Annotated in this window: 17 protein-coding genes; 10 read left to right on the top strand and 7 right to left on the bottom strand. The window is 28.9% G+C overall.

Annotation, left to right across the window (positions count from 1 at the left end):
- Positions 1 to 29 precede the first annotated feature (29 nt).
- The 3 genes from galU to O6B72_RS04050 all read left to right on the top strand — a co-directional run bounded on the left by galU (position 30) and on the right by O6B72_RS04050 (position 2,607).
- Positions 30 to 878, top strand: coding sequence for a UTP--glucose-1-phosphate uridylyltransferase GalU (galU, locus tag O6B72_RS04060; RefSeq protein ID WP_101636586.1), 849 nt, complete (start codon positions 30 to 32; stop codon positions 876 to 878).
- The gene (locus tag O6B72_RS04055; RefSeq protein ID WP_269492300.1) at positions 865 to 2,073 is read left to right on the top strand and encodes a glucose-6-phosphate isomerase; all 1,209 of its coding nucleotides are present in this window, start codon (positions 865 to 867) and stop codon (positions 2,071 to 2,073) included. The genes galU and O6B72_RS04055 overlap by 14 nt, the downstream gene beginning before the upstream one ends.
- Positions 2,074 to 2,169: 96 nt before the next feature.
- Complete coding sequence (locus O6B72_RS04050; RefSeq protein ID WP_024962134.1) at positions 2,170 to 2,607, top strand: Dps family protein; 438 nt, start codon at positions 2,170 to 2,172, stop codon at positions 2,605 to 2,607.
- Between the two features lie 94 nt (positions 2,608 to 2,701).
- Here the strand turns inward: O6B72_RS04050 and O6B72_RS04045 are convergent, their stop codons facing one another.
- Genes O6B72_RS04045 through O6B72_RS04030 form a run of 4 tightly spaced genes read right to left on the bottom strand, consistent with a single transcriptional unit; the run spans position 2,702 to position 6,597 of the window.
- Complete coding sequence (locus O6B72_RS04045; protein WP_269492287.1) at positions 2,702 to 3,766, bottom strand: GGDEF domain-containing protein; 1,065 nt, start codon at positions 3,764 to 3,766, stop codon at positions 2,702 to 2,704.
- A gap of 46 nt (positions 3,767 to 3,812) precedes the next feature.
- On the bottom strand, positions 3,813 to 5,153 hold the full coding sequence (gene radA, locus O6B72_RS04040; protein WP_269492286.1) for a DNA repair protein RadA: 1,341 nt from the start codon (positions 5,151 to 5,153) through the stop codon (positions 3,813 to 3,815).
- Positions 5,153 to 6,022, bottom strand: coding sequence for a signal recognition particle-docking protein FtsY (gene ftsY / locus O6B72_RS04035; RefSeq protein WP_258299366.1), 870 nt, complete (start codon positions 6,020 to 6,022; stop codon positions 5,153 to 5,155). Before ftsY ends, radA begins: the two co-directional genes overlap by 1 nt.
- Entirely contained in the window at positions 6,019 to 6,597 is a 579-nt protein-coding gene (locus O6B72_RS04030; RefSeq protein ID WP_269492285.1) for a TlpA family protein disulfide reductase, read from the bottom strand. The genes ftsY and O6B72_RS04030 overlap by 4 nt, the downstream gene beginning before the upstream one ends.
- 67 nt (positions 6,598 to 6,664) lie before the next feature.
- Between O6B72_RS04030 and O6B72_RS04025 the strand changes: the two genes are divergently transcribed.
- The 7 genes from O6B72_RS04025 to O6B72_RS03995 all read left to right on the top strand — a co-directional run bounded on the left by O6B72_RS04025 (position 6,665) and on the right by O6B72_RS03995 (position 12,125).
- On the top strand, positions 6,665 to 7,285 hold the full coding sequence (locus O6B72_RS04025; RefSeq protein WP_101636591.1) for a 5-formyltetrahydrofolate cyclo-ligase: 621 nt from the start codon (positions 6,665 to 6,667) through the stop codon (positions 7,283 to 7,285).
- Positions 7,218 to 8,771, top strand: a complete 1,554-nt coding sequence (gene rny, locus O6B72_RS04020; protein ID WP_024962128.1) for a ribonuclease Y — start codon at positions 7,218 to 7,220, stop codon at positions 8,769 to 8,771. The genes O6B72_RS04025 and rny overlap by 68 nt, the downstream gene beginning before the upstream one ends.
- A gap of 9 nt (positions 8,772 to 8,780) precedes the next feature.
- The gene (locus O6B72_RS04015; RefSeq protein ID WP_269490975.1) at positions 8,781 to 9,371 is read left to right on the top strand and encodes a lipid-binding SYLF domain-containing protein; all 591 of its coding nucleotides are present in this window, start codon (positions 8,781 to 8,783) and stop codon (positions 9,369 to 9,371) included.
- On the top strand, positions 9,371 to 9,937 hold the full coding sequence (locus O6B72_RS04010) for a DedA family protein (protein WP_156846772.1): 567 nt from the start codon (positions 9,371 to 9,373) through the stop codon (positions 9,935 to 9,937). The genes O6B72_RS04015 and O6B72_RS04010 overlap by 1 nt, the downstream gene beginning before the upstream one ends.
- A gap of 101 nt (positions 9,938 to 10,038) precedes the next feature.
- Entirely contained in the window at positions 10,039 to 10,932 is an 894-nt protein-coding gene (locus O6B72_RS04005) for a cation diffusion facilitator family transporter (protein WP_269490976.1), read from the top strand.
- 40 nt (positions 10,933 to 10,972) lie between these two features.
- Positions 10,973 to 11,854, top strand: coding sequence for a carbon-nitrogen hydrolase (locus O6B72_RS04000; RefSeq protein ID WP_269492283.1), 882 nt, complete (start codon positions 10,973 to 10,975; stop codon positions 11,852 to 11,854).
- Between the two features lie 37 nt (positions 11,855 to 11,891).
- Positions 11,892 to 12,125: a hypothetical protein gene (locus tag O6B72_RS03995; RefSeq protein WP_269483490.1), complete on the top strand. Its 234-nt coding sequence runs from the start codon at positions 11,892 to 11,894 to the stop codon at positions 12,123 to 12,125.
- Between the two features lie 326 nt (positions 12,126 to 12,451).
- On the opposite strand, the gene O6B72_RS03990 is transcribed toward O6B72_RS03995, so the two are convergent.
- Genes O6B72_RS03990 through O6B72_RS03980 form a run of 3 tightly spaced genes read right to left on the bottom strand, consistent with a single transcriptional unit; the run spans position 12,452 to position 15,244 of the window.
- Entirely contained in the window at positions 12,452 to 13,084 is a 633-nt protein-coding gene (locus O6B72_RS03990) for a M48 family metallopeptidase (RefSeq protein WP_269492282.1), read from the bottom strand.
- Entirely contained in the window at positions 13,077 to 13,883 is an 807-nt protein-coding gene (gene panB / locus O6B72_RS03985; RefSeq protein ID WP_018712662.1) for a 3-methyl-2-oxobutanoate hydroxymethyltransferase, read from the bottom strand. The genes O6B72_RS03990 and panB overlap by 8 nt, the downstream gene beginning before the upstream one ends.
- 35 nt (positions 13,884 to 13,918) lie before the next feature.
- Positions 13,919 to 15,244: an MATE family efflux transporter gene (locus tag O6B72_RS03980; protein ID WP_156846767.1), complete on the bottom strand. Its 1,326-nt coding sequence runs from the start codon at positions 15,242 to 15,244 to the stop codon at positions 13,919 to 13,921.
- Position 15,245 lies beyond the last annotated feature (1 nt).

Raw genomic sequence — 15,245 nt, 5'->3', positions numbered from 1 at the left:
TAAGCATTATATTTTAAAAAGGTTAAATTATGATAGAAACTTGTCTTTTTCCAGCAGCTGGTTATGGAACTAGATTTTTGCCAGCTACAAAGTCACTTCCAAAAGAAATGTTACCTATACTTACAAAACCGTTAATTCATTATGGAGTTGACGAAGCATTAGAAGCTGGAATGCATAATATGGCTTTTGTAACAGGGCGCGGTAAAAGAGCCTTGGAAGATTATTTTGATTTAAGCTATGAGTTAGAAGATCAAATTTCAGGCACAAGTAAAGAGCATTTGCTAAAAGAAGTTAGAGATTTAATGCAAAATTGTAGATTCTCATTCACTAGACAAAGACAGATGAGAGGGCTAGGTGATGCCATTAACAAAGGTAAAATTTTAGTTGGAGATGAGCCTTTTGGTGTAGTTTTAGCTGATGATTTATGTATAAATGAAAATGGTGATGGAGTAATGACTCAAATGCTTAGAGTATTTGAAAAATACCGTGCTTCGATTGTTGCTGTTATGGAAGTGGATAATAAAGACACAGATAAATATGGAATTATCGAGGGGAGATATATTGAAGATGATTTATTAATAGTAAATAACATGGTCGAAAAACCAGATCCTAAAGAGGCAAAAAGCAATCTCGCAATTATTGGAAGATATATATTAACGCCAAATATTTTCAATTTTATAGAGGCTACAAAACCTGGTAAAAATGGCGAAATTCAAATAACAGATGCGCTTTTAAAACAAGCCAATGAGGGCATTGTTTTGGCATATAAATTTAAAGGAAAAAGATTTGATTGTGGCTCTTTGGATGGTTTTGTTGAAGCAACAAATTATTTTTATAATAAATTAAAAAATGGTAAAAACTCAAATGGTGGTAAATAGTTTAAAATTCAATAAAGTTGATAGAAATTTAATTGAAGAGTATGCAAAACGAATAAATTTAGAATTTAAAGATGGAAATATTGGCTATTTTCATCTTCCAAAAACTGGACTTGATATTTTAGATGAAGTTAAAGAATTTATAAAAAATAAAGAATTTGATGATTTGGTTATTGTTGGGATGGGTGGGTCATCACTTGGAACAAAGGCGGTTTGTAAACTTTTAGGAAATAAAAAAATAAAAATAAATTTTTTAGACAATTTAGATTTTTATAGTTTTTTAAATGTTACAAATTCTTTAAAATTTGATAAAACACTTTTTTTTATTGTTTCAAAATCAGGCACCACAATAGAAACAATTACTATATTTAAAAAAATTATTTCTAAATTTGAGGTTAAAACCTTTAGTAAAAATTTTGTTTTTATAACAGATCACGATTCAAATTTGGAAAAACTCGCAAAAGATCTTAATGTTAAAGTTTTTAATATACCATCAAACGTAGGTGGAAGATTTAGTGTTTTAAGTCCATCAACGACTGTCATTTTGGAAATTTTAGGATATGATGTAAAAGAGTTTTTAAATGGTGCTTCAAAGTGTGCAAATGAGTTTTTTATAGAAAAAAATGATACTATTTTACAAAAAGCATACCATTATGCAACGCATAAAAAAGCAAAAATAAATGTGCTTTTTAGTTACTCAGATCGTTTTAAAAGCTTTAATAATTGGTATGTGCAGCTTTGGGCTGAAAGTCTTGGTAAGAAAAAAGAGTATAAAAGATTCGGCTTAACACCTGTTGCATTGATTGGAAGTAGAGATCAGCACTCATTTTTACAGCTTATTATGGATGGTGTAAAGGATAAAACTGTAACTTTTATAAGAGTTTTAGAAGAAGAAATTGATAAAAATAAAATAAATTTAAGTTTAAAATATCTAGAAAGCTGTGATTTTGTAAATGGTTATTCTATGAGTGAAATTTTAAATCTTCAGTGTGAATCAACAATGCAAGCTGTAATAAATGAGGGAATTAGCGTTGATTTAATAGAGTTAAATAGACTTGATGAGTGGCATGTTGGATATTTGCTTTATTATTATATGCTTTTAACAAGTGCAGTTGGGGTTATGCTTGATATCAATACTTATGATCAGCCAGGGGTTGAGATAGGTAAAAGAATTTTAAAAACTCTAATTTCTAAATAATTTTTATTTTTAAATATTTTTATGCGTTAAGGATATTTATTTAACTTTTTAAAGTATAATTATTCTCATAATTTATTTTAATAAAAGGAGAATAAAATGAATAAAGTTATAGAACAACTTAACCAAATTCAAGCAGATGCTTTAGCTTTAAGCGTTCAATTTCATAATTATCACTGGAATGTAAAAGGAACCCAATTTTTAGCTATCCATAAATATACTGAAGAAGCTTATGATGATATGGGTGAATTATTTGATGAGGCAGCCGAAAGGGCTATCCAACTTGGTGGAAAAGCTATAGTTTGCCCAAAAGCTATAATTGAAAGATCAAAAACTCCAAAAGTAGAAAAAGATTCTTTTACTTGTAAAGAAGTAGTTGAATTAATAAAAAAAGATTATGAGTATTTGCTAGGCGAGTTTAGAAAATTAGCAAAATTAAGTGATGAGGCAGGAGATAGAGCAACAGGAGCAATTTGTGATGATTACATTGGCAAATATGAAAAAGCTCTTTGGATGCTTTCTGCAACACTTGCTTAATAAATTTGGTGCTAAATGCACCAAATTTTATATCTTATAAGTATTTTAAAACATTTTAAGTTATATTTCGATAGGTGTTTGTTATAAAGCTTAACTAAATTTCAATCCTATTTTTTCCCATAGTTTGAGCATTTTTAAGTTTTCTATCTGCTAAAATAAGTAAATCATCAATATCTGAAACTGATTGAAATAAGGCTATACCAATATTTACACTAAGCTTGTCAAAGCTTCCAAGAAGTGTATTTAAAACAGTATTTTTTGTAATTCTTTCTATTAGTATATTTGATATGTTGATTGCACTTGCTTCGTTTAAATTTTGGCAAATTATCATAAGTTCATCTTTTTTCATAGAGTAAATCAAATCATCACTTCGAATTGAATTTTTGATAATTCTTATGATTGCTAAAAATATGTTATTTGTTACTTCATACCCGAGTTGATTTATCATGTCATTGTAGCTTGTTAGAGAAAATAACAATACTCCCGCATTTTTATTTTCTTCATTAAATAAAATATTTAAGGCTTTTAAAGCTTGAGTTCTATTTGGTAAATTTGTAATCGAATCTACTACAGGAAAAGCGTCAAGTTCTTTTGTTAGTGCATCTAGCTTTTTTGTTGTTTTATTAAGCTTTACCTGAAGTGCTGCATTGCTTTGGACAAGTTCATCATTTTTTTGAATTAGTGTGTTTATAAAATTATTAATAGTTCTTGCAAAGTTTGTATTATCATTAAGACTCATCAATTCGTACGCGGTACTTGGAGTCATTCCTTTTTTTATAAGCTCAACTTGTTTAAAGAGTAGGAAGTTTTGATTACTTACTTCAATTTCTGACCAAAATATTAAAAAATTAAAAAGTGATTTTATTTTGTAAATATCATCATTTATATACGAACACATATAATTAACTTCATTTAAAAATGTTTTTTGATTTTTAATATGAGACTCAACTTGTCTTTTGTCTATTTCAAACTCATCAAAAATTTGTTTTAAGTCCTCAAATTGATGTGCTGCATAATTTGCTAAATTTTTAAAAAAAGATTGAACTTCAAAAAATGATAAACTATTTTTAGCCAAACTCACACCAAAGTCATTTATCATAATTAAATAATTGTGGTTTCTATTTTGTATATCTTTTATGATTTCATCACTTTTTTTCATAATATAACCTTTTTGCTATAAATTAAGGTATTATACCATAAAACGCTTACATCATATCTAAAATTTGCCTTATTTCTTTTGTTTTAAATATTTTTATTCCTTTTTCTTCAATTGGTAAAGATGGGGCTATGACATTTCTAAAATTTTGCATTTTTGCTTCTTTTACTCTAAGATCTAGGTTTGAAATATCACGAATTTCACCATTTAAGCTAACTTCGCCTAAAAATATACTTTCTTTGCTAATTGGGCGATTTTTAAAACTACTTACAATTGCCGCAACTACGGCTAAATCTGCAGCAGTTTCACTTATCTTAACACCGCCAATTACATTTATAAAAACATCATAATGTCCAAGTAAAATTTCCATTTTTCTATCAAGTAAGGCTATTATCATATCAAGTCTGTTTTTGTCATATCCAGTTGAACTTCTTTTTGGATATGAGCTTTCACAAACTAGGGCTTGAATTTCTACTATTAATGGGCGAGAACCTTCCATTATAACTGTTATTGCGCTTCCACTCATAGCAGAACCTCTTGTAAAAAATTTACTTGCTACATCTTTTGCACTTATTAGACCCTTATCGCTCATTTCAAATATGCCAACTTCACTTGTTGAGCCAAAACGATTTTTAAATCCTCTTAAAACTCTTAATTCTTTACTAGAATCCCCTTCAAAGTAAAGGACCACATCAACCATATGTTCAAGCACCCTAGGACCTGCAATTGAACCTTCTTTTGTAATGTGGCCTATGATAAAAACAGAAATTCCTTTTTCTTTAGCTATTCGCATTAACTCAAATGTTATTTCTCTTACTTGCGAAACAGATCCTGGAGCTGATGTGATAGTATCACTATAAAGTGTTTGAATACTATCTATAACTAGAAATTTATATTCATTTTGTAAAAGTTCATTTTTAATATTTTCAAGTGAAATTTCAGCTAAAAGATATAAATTTTTTGAAACAGCATTTAGCCTATCTGCTCTTAGCTTTATTTGACTAAGGCTTTCTTCTCCACTTACATAAAGGACTTTTAAAGATTTTTTTGCCAAATTTGAAGCTATTTTTAGTAAAAGTGTTGATTTGCCAATTCCAGGACTTCCACCAATTAGAACAAGCGAGCCTTCTACTATTCCACCACCTAAAACCAAATCAAGCTCTTTATCTTCTGTTGAGACTCTTTTAACATCTTCTATTTTTATATCACAAATTTCTTGCGCTTTGTTTGGAGTACTTATTATTTTTGAAGAAGTTTCTATAAATTTAATTTGCTCATCACTCAACTCCACAAAACTATCCCAAGCACCACATTCTGGGCATTTTCCCATCCATTTGGCTTGTTTGTTTCCACATGCACTACATTCAAAAACTGTCTTTTTTTTAGCCATTATTCTTCAAAAATCCCATCTAAAAGTGTATTGACAAATTCTTTTGCATCAAATTTAACTAAATCATCCATTGTTTCGCCAACTCCGATATATAAAATCGGAAGTTCAAGCTCTCTTGCTATTCCAAAAAGTGCTCCCCCTTTTGATGTTCCATCAAGTTTTGTAATTATTACCCCATCAAGTTTTACAATTTCATTAAAAGCGTAAGTTTGCTTAACACTATTATTTCCCTGTGTTCCATCAAGAACTAAAATTTTTCTATGGGGTGCACTTGGCATCGCGCGAGATGAAATTCTAACTATTTTTTCAAGTTCATTTGCTAAATTTTTTTGGTTTTGAAGTCTTCCTGCCGTGTCAATTAAAACATTGTCATATCCTCTTGCAACTGCTGAACTTATGCTGTCGTATGCAACAGCTGCTGGATCGTGACCTTGATTTGATGCAACTATAGGAATATCAAGTTTTATTGCCCATTGTCTAAGTTGTTCAATAGCTCCGGCTCTAAAAGTATCGCAAGCTCCAAGAATTACCTTTTTTCCACTTTTTTTATATAAATTTGCTAATTTTGCAATTGATGTCGTCTTTCCAGCACCATTTACACCTAAAATTAACTCAACAAAAGGTTTTTCTTTTAATATATTTTTATCTTCATACATAAAATATGTATTTAAAACACGCTCTAAATCTTTTCTTGAAACTTCATCTTGTGGAGGAAGATAATAAATTATCTCTTCAACTATTTCGTAATCTACGTCTGCCTCTAAAAGCATTTCTTCTAAAATATCTTTTGAAATTTTTTCATTTTTAGGTTTGGCAGATTTCATTGCTTCAACTGTTTTTTGCAAACCTTTTTTAAAAAAATTTATCATTTTATAGCCTTTTTAATCTCTATTTCAAGCATTTCTTCAGGTATTATACCTAAATAGTCTTTATAGTGCTCTCCACTTTTTTTATAAACACTCATAAAAGGTATATTCTTAATTCCACCAATTGCATCCATCAAAGTTTCATTTTCCAAGCTTTGGCTTATTTGAAATTTTATATCTTCTAAATTTATTTTATTTTCGCTTGGATCTTCATCATTTTTTACCACAATCCCGTAAATGTTGATGTCATTTTTAAATTTATTAGCTAAGTTATTAAGTACTTGCATTTGAATCAAACAAGGAGGGCACCAAGATGTAAAAAAGAAAAAAATTGTAGCTTTATCGCTATTTTCTATATTTATTCCATCATCAGTTTTAGTAACGCTTATAAGATCATCATTGGTGAATTTAATTGTAATTGGCGCATCTAAGTTGGTTGTTAAAATAGCTTCATTTTGTTCTAAATTTAAAGTTTTATTGCTCTCTTTAAAAATAGAAGTTGATTTTTTATCATCTTTTTTATCACAACCTGCAAAAAAAAGAATCAAAAACAATATTATAAATTTGATAAACTTCATAAAATTCCTCTATTTAAAATCTTTTTTAATCTAAAATTATACATAAATTTAATAAAATAACCGTTAAATGATTACAAAAGAAATATTTAGAAAAAAAGCTAAAAAAAAGCTTAAACTTATTGCAAAAACAAAAGCTAAATGTAGCCATTATGAAATTTTAAGAAATTTAAAAAAGATAATTAAAACAACAAATTCTAAAAAAATTTTATTTTTTATGCCAATGGCAAATGAGCCTAATTTGTTACTTTTAAGAAGAAAACTAGCAAAAAGTAATGAAGTTTTTATTCCACTTATGCGAAATCTTAGCTTTGAAATGGTAAAATTAAGAGGACCTTTTTATAAGTCTCGTTTTGGTATCTTGGAAAATAGATCTCAAAATGCTTTTAGAAAAAAAATAGATTTAGCTGTAGTTCCAGTTATTGGAGTTGATGGAAAAATGGCTAGAATTGGTCATGGAATGGGCTTTTATGATAGATTTTTTGATAATCTTAACCATAAGCCTTTAATTATTTTTGTGGAGATTTGCGATATGTATATAAAAGAGACTATTTCACAAAAACATGATATTAAATGTGATATTTACTTAACTCCAAAGAAAAATTATTTAATAAGAGGAAAAAATGATAGAAATAATTCTAGGCTTAGGAGCCGGTGCAGTGGGAGTTGGTGCAGGATATCTAATATCTAAAAAAATAAATGAAGCAAATTATAATATTTTTGTAGAGCAGGCAAAAGCAAAAGCAAAAGCTATTGAATATGAGGCTGAAAGTATTTTAAAAGATGCAAAACTAACTATCCAAGAAGCTGAGTTTGATGCTAAAAAAAAGTATGAAGATAAAGTTTTAAAAATACAAAAAGATTTTGACTTAAAAACAGCTGAACTTGATAAAAAACAAAAAGAACTTGTTGAAGAGAAGCAAATTCTAGATAACAATACTAAAAAAATTGAAGAATTTCATAAAGATGCCAAAAATATGTATGATGAAGGGAAACTATTAAAGAAAAACTATGAAACTAAAATAGAAGAGGCATTAAAAGTTTTAGAACATTCTGCAGGCCTAACAGAAGAAGAGGCAAGAGATGAAATTTTAAAAAGAGTTGAAGAAAGAAGCCGTGGAGACATTGCTCACATTGTTAGAAAATATGAAGAAGAGGCAAAAAAAGAAGCAAAAAAAAGAGCAAACTATATCATAGCCCAAGCCACCACTAGATTTGCTGGTGAGTATGCAGCAGAACGACTTATAAATGTTGTTGATATAAAAAATGATGATTTAAAAGGTAGAATTATCGGCAAGGAAGGGCGAAATATCAAAACTCTAGAAATGGTTTTAGGTGTTGATGTTATAATTGATGATACCCCACACGCAGTTATTTTAAGTAGCTTTAACCTTTATAGAAGAGCAATTGCAACAAGAGTTGTTGAGCTATTAGTTGAAGATGGAAGAATTCAGCCTGCTAGAATTGAAGAAATTCATAAAAAAGTAAGTGAAGAGTTTGAGGCAAGTATCTTAGAAGAGGGTGAAAATATCGTTATGGACTTAGGACTTAGCGGAATTCATCCAGAAATCATAAAATTAATTGGAAAGCTTAAATTTAGAGCAAGTTATGGACAAAATGCTCTTGCTCATAGTCTTGAAGTTGCTCATCTAGCTGGAATTATCGCAGCTGAAACTGGTGGGGATGAAAATCTAGCAAGGCGCGCTGGACTTTTACATGATATTGGTAAAGCCTTAACTCATGAATATGAGGGGAGTCATGTGGATTTAGGGGCTGAAATTTGTAAAAGATATAAAGAGCATCCAGTTGTTATAAATGCGATATATGCTCACCATGGACATGAGGAAGCACAAAGCATAGAGTGTGCTGCAGTTTGTACAGCTGATGCACTAAGTGCTGCAAGACCTGGAGCTAGACGCGAAGTACTTGAAAGTTTCTTGAAAAGAGTTTCCGAAGTCGAGGAGATAGCCACTAGTAAAAACGGGGTAAAACAAGCATATGCAATAAATGCTGGTAGAGAAATAAGAGTTATGGTAAATGCAAATTTGATAAATGATGATGAGGCTGTTTTAGTTGCAAAAGAAATAGCTGATGATATAAAAGCTAATGTTCAATATCCAGGAGAAATAAAAGTAAGTGTTATAAGAGAAACACGGGTAACTGAATATGCAAAATAAGGATTTTTAATGAAAAAAATTTTAATTATTTTAAGTTTATTTTTTTTAGCTTTAAATTCACACGCAAAAGACGAGGACTTGTTGAATGCATCAAATGCCTATGAGCTTACTATGAGAGAGGCAAATGTTGACAAAAAAAGCCTAGTGGATAGCTCAAAGGCTATTTTGATATTTCCAAGTGTTAAAAAAGTTGGTTTTATAGTTGCAGGAATGTATGGAAATGGGGTTGCTCTTATAAAAAATGGCTCAAATTTTAATGCATATGAAGCAAGTATATCAAATGGAAGTATTGGTTTTCAAATAGGCTATGAAGATAACTACATGGTACTTTTTGTTATGAATGATGAAATTTTAAATTCTATGATAAATGCAAATATTAAACTTGGAGTGGATGCAACAGTTTCTTTGTATAAGGCTAGTGCAAGCGTTGGAGCTGTTAGTGTATTTGATAAAGATGTTTATGCTTTTGTTAATAAAGCCGGAGCTTTTGCCGGTGTAAATATAGGTGGATTTGTAGTAAATATCGATACTGGTAAGATTTTTAATCAAAATAGTTATGCATTTGAAAATTTAGTAAAAACTATAAAAAAGGCTTATTGATGAGCGAAATGCTAACCTCACTTTCAACTTATGGATATATTATTTTATTTTTATACACACTTGGTGGTGGTATGGTTGCAATAATTGCCGCTGGAGTTTTAAGCTATGCTGGAAGCATGAATTTATCACTTGTTATAATTATAGCGACTATTTCAAATGCCTTGGGAGATACCCTTCTTTTTTATTTGAGTAGATATAACAAAAAAGAAATTATGCCATATTTTAAAAAACAAAAACGAAATTTGGCTTTAGCTCAAATATTATTTAAAAAACATGGTGGAAAAATCATTTTATTTAAAAAATATATATATGGTTTAAAAACTTTAGTTCCACTTGCTATTGGACTTACAAAATATAGCTTTTATAAATTTAGCATTATAAATATAATAAGTGCTTTTATATGGGCTTTAAGTCTTGGACTTTTAAGCTATTTTTCAGGTGATGTGCTTATAAAGTTGTTTAATTTAGCAAAGCAAAATCCATTAATTATGCCATTTATTCTACTTATAATAATTGGTTTAATTGTGCTTTATTTTAAACAAGCAACTAAGAAAAAATCTAAATAACTTTTTATTTGATAGTATTTTAGATATTAAGAACAAATTAAGATTTTAGTCCTATAATTATCAATAAGTTATTTTATTGATAATTTAAAGGAAAGCTAAAAATGTCAAATTTAGAAAATAAAACTTTACTTTTTAAAGTAAGTCCACCGCTTGTTGCAGGAGTTACTGCTTTTATTTTAGCTATATTTAAGCTAACTGCAGGACTTTTTAGTGGTTCAATTGCTGTTATGGCATCGGCGATTGATTCGATGCTTGACTCTATCATTTCAGGATTAAACTATGCAGCTTTAAAAAAATCAAAAGATAAAGCAAATTCTAAATTCAACTACGGACTTAGTAAGCTTGAGGCTTTAATGGCATTTTTAGAAGGACTTTTTATACTTGGAGTTGGGCTTTTTATATTTTATTCAAGCGTTAAAAATATATTTTATTCCCAAGGTGAGATAAAAACTGATATCGCAATTTTGGTTATGGTTATTTCAGCTTTAACCACTGGACTTTTAGTTTTTTATCTTCATTTACAGAAAAAAAGCTCTTTAATTGTAAAAGCTGATATTTTACATTATAAGAGTGATCTTTATACAAATATAGCAACTATTTTAGCTCTTATAATTATATATTTTACAGGTTTTGTTTTAATTGATTCTCTTTTTGGCATTATCGTTAGTGTTTATATTTTTATAAGCTCTGTAAAGCTCATAAAAGAAGGTGGAAATATACTGCTTGATAGGGCTATTGATAAAAATATAGTTGAAAATATAGTCGATTTTATAAAAAGTAGAAATTTAGTTCTTAGTTATCATAATTTAAAAACTAGGCAAAGTGTAGATAAAGCTTATTTTAGCATTGATTTGGTTTTTAAAAAAGATATTTCTTTGCAAAATGCTCATGATGAAGGTGAAGTGTTAATTAATTATATAAAAGACAGTTATCCAAATTTTGAGTGGGATATAGATATTCATTTTGATCCAGTTGATGACTCTAAAAAAGATTAAATTTGCTATAATTTTTAAAATACATTTTAAAAGGTAAGATATGAAAGATTTAAAAGTAGGCATAATTTCACAAAAATTTGAAATTTCAAAAGACCAAACTAGACAAAAAACAGTAAATTTGATAGAAAAAGCAGTTTTAAAAGGTGCAAATTTAATTGTTTTGCAAGAACTTCATCAAAGTGAGTATTTTTGTCAGTATGAAGATGTTAATTTATTTGATTATGCAAATTCCTATGAAGATGATATTAAATTTTGGAGTGAAGTTGCCAAGAAAAACGGTGTTGTTTTGGTAACATCTTTGTTTGAAAAAAGAGCTGCCGGACTTTATCATAATACTGCTGTTATTTTTGAAAAAGATGGAGAAATAGCTGGAAAATACCGCAAAATGCACATTCCAGATGATCCAAATTTTTATGAAAAGTTTTATTTTACACCAGGAGATTTAGGCTATGAACCAATAGATACAAGTGTTGGAAGACTTGGTGTTTTGGTATGTTGGGATCAGTGGTATCCTGAGGCCGCGAGATTAATGGCTTTAAAAGGAGCAGAAATCTTAATCTATCCAACAGCTATTGGTTGGTTTGATAGCGATGAAGAAGATGAAAAATATCGCCAACTTGAAGCTTGGGTTAGTGTTCAGAGGGGTCATGCTATAGCAAACACACTTCCAGTTGTTGCGGTAAATAGAGTTGGTTTTGAGCCAGATAAAAGTGGTGTTAGTGACGGTATTAGATTTTGGGGTAATAGCTTTGTTTTTGGACCGCAAGGCGAAGAGCTTTTTAGAAGTGATGATGAAAGTGAGCTTTGTGAAGTTGTTGAGATTGATAAACAAAGATGTGAAAATGTAAGGCGTTGGTGGCCATTTTTAAGAGATAGAAGAATTGATAGTTATAAGGATTTGATTAAGAGGTTTATTGATTGAAAGATTAAATTTAGCATTTAATCCCATATGAAAAAACATGAAAAAATTTGTATGTTTTGTGTTTTTTGTTGTAAGTACTTTTGCTGGTGATTTAACGATGAGTTTTGATAATGCAAAAGATTTATCCATAAAAATACCAAATGATTTTAGGATTAATTTAGAATATATTATTAGTTTTGAAAATAAAAATGGTGATTCTATAATCACTAGAACACGTAAAACAAGAGCTAAAAAAATCAGTGAAAATTACGCAAAAAAATTTGTGATTTAGAGTTTAAATCATTTAAAAATAGTAATGTTGATTCAAAGCAAATTAGTTGTGATTTAATTAAATTTGATAAATTTACAGCTGTAAATTCCATAACCGCTCATTTGACAAACATTGAAAATATTGACAATATAGATTTTGCTACTAGGGCAGTTTATTTTTTCATAATGATAATTTAGTTTTAATAGGCTTTTTTTATAGCTCATTAGATAGGCTTGAAAATAGCAAATAAATTCAAGATGAGGTTTTAAACTCTATTGATATAAACTAAAAATTTTTAAATAAATAAACTATATTAATATAAATTTTATGTCAAATTTTTTAAAAATTTAGCCCTTAAGCCTTTTTTCTCTATCTCTAAAATCAGGCATTAAATTGGCAATATAGTCATAAAAACTTTTTTGATGATGTGGAAAAATTAGATGAGTTAGTTCATGAAGTACTACATATTCGATTAATTCAGGACTTTTTTCCACTAAATTTAAAGCTAGATTTATATATCCTTTTTTAAAATTACAACTTCCCCATCTAGTTTTCATATCGCGAATTGTCAGCTTATTAATTGGCTTTTTTATAGTTGGCAAATATAAATTTATAAATTTTATATACTCATTTTTTGCAAAACTTCTTTTAAATTTTATAAATTCATTTAAATTTAAAGCTCTTATCTCATCACCTAAAATCTCAGTTTTTTTAAAACTTTCATCAAATTTTAAACTGTAAATTTGACCTAAAAGCATAGTTTTATTTTCTGGAAGTGATTTACTTTTTATAAAATCAACTCTATTTTCAATCCAAGCTTTATTTTTGTTTAAAAACTCTAAAACCATAAATTTGGGAAATAAAATTGGCAAAGTTAGATGTATATCGCCATTCCTATCAACCCTAAGTCTTGCGTATTTTACACGCTTTTTAGTAACTTTTATGTCAAATTCATCAAATTTTATAAATTTGCTATCCATTATAGCTATGTTCTTGATCTGGAAATTTACCACTTTTTACTTCGTTTATGTATTCAAATAAAGCATTTTGAACGAGCTCTTTTCCATTTAAAAATCTTTTTACAAATTTAGGTTTAAATTTATCATAAAATCCAAATGCATCACTAAAAACTAAAACTTGTCCATCAGTTTTGTTTCCTGCTCCAATGCCAATAACTGGTATTTTTACACTTTGTGTGATTTTTTCAGCAACACTTGCTATTGTTCCTTCAACTACTAATATCGAAGCTCCAGCATTTTCTAAATCTATTGCCTTTTGAATTAGCATTTTAGCTTCATTTTTTTCTTTTGCTTTTACATGATATCCACCCTCATCGCGTGAGTTTTGGGGAGTTAAGCCAATGTGAGCAACTACTGCAATTCCGTTGTTTACAATAGTTTTAATTATACTAAGAGGAATAGTGTTTGCTTCTATTTTAACCGCATCAGCTTTTGTTTTTTTATAGAATAAAATAGCATTTTTTAAAGCCGTTTTTTCATCTTTTATGCTACCAAATGGCATATCAGCAATTATATATGAGGTTTTTGCTCCTCTACAAACTGCTTTTGTATGATAAATCATATTTTGCATTGTGGCTTTTAATGTATCATCTCGTCCATTAAAGTTCATTTCTACGCTATCGCCTATTAAAATCATGTCAACAAATCCATCAAAAATATTTGCAAAAAGTGCATCATACGCAGTTATCATAGTTAATTTTGATTTGCCTTTTTGTGATTTTAGATAATTAATTGTTACTTTTTTTTCATGTTTATCCATAAATATGTCCTTTTTTGATAATCTTAGAAGGTTGATTATACCACTTTTTTACCTTGCCATTTTTTACTTTTCCATCTAAAAGTATTTGCTAAGCCTCTTAAGCTCTCATCAGCTAAAAACCCTATCCAAACACCAAGTATTCCAATTCCTAAATAAATTCCTAAAGTATATCCGATTGGAAGTGAAACTCCAAGCATAAATATAACTCCCATGTAAAATGGAAATTTAGCATCCCCACTAGCTCTAATTGCATTTACCATTATTACATTTTGTGTTCTTGCTATTTCTAAAAATAGTGAAAGTATAAAAAGAGGTTTCATAATGCTTTTGATATCATTATTTAGATGAAATAAATTCATTATAAAATCTTGATTAAAAAATACTAAAATTAAAAATCCAGCTGTTACTAAAAAGCCTATTTTTAAGTTTTTAAAACTCTCTTTATAGGCAAGTTCGTTTTTACCAGCTCCAACCATTCTAGCAACTATTACTTCATTTGCGATGCCTATTGCACTGCTTGCAAAAAATATAAATGCTGAAATTTGAAAAAATATGGTTTGAACTGTAAGACTATTTGCTCCCATGCTTGCCACAAAACTAAAAGCTACTATGTATTGAAAAGTCCAGATGAAGTTTTCTCCAGCACTTGGAAGTCCTATTGAAAGAATTTTTTTTAAGACATAGTTTTGCACCTTGAAAAAAAGAGATATAAATATTGGAATTTTAACAACTTTTATTAGAATAAAAAATAGTATAAAGACACCAAAAAATCTTCCCAAAGCAGTTGAAATTCCAACTCCAAAAAGACCATAATATGAAAGCCCAAATGGCTCAAACAGTGCAATATAATTTCCACATATTGTAAAAATATTCATAAAAACAGATACTATTATTGTGTAAGATACATATCCATAAGATCTAATTACAGCAATCAAAACTATAGCAACCGCATCTATAAAAAATACAACACTAATAACTCTTAGATAGATCAAACTTTCATTAAAAATTTCAGTTGGAATTTGCATAAGTTTTAAGATAACTCTAGCAAAGCTAAAAACAAAAATCCCAGCAACTAATCCAAGAGCTGCATTAAATGCTATGCTTACATGAACACTTCTAATGGCAAGTTTTTTATTTCTTGCACCAATTGCTTGAGCTACAACAACCGAGCAACCTACTGCTAAAAGGTTAAAAACATTTACCATTAGATTAAATATTTGATTTCCAGCTCCCATAGCCGCTACCAAATGAGGCTCTATCAAGCTTATCATATATGTATTTATAATAATGGTTAAAAGCGATAAAAGCATATTTAAATATATTGGTATAAATAAGTTTTTAAGCGTAACTTCTTTTTCCATT

Source organism: Campylobacter ureolyticus (assembly GCF_027277485.1).
Lineage (GTDB): Bacteria > Campylobacterota > Campylobacteria > Campylobacterales > Campylobacteraceae > Campylobacter_B > Campylobacter_B ureolyticus_B.
This window is presented reverse-complemented; position numbering and strand designations above follow the sequence as displayed.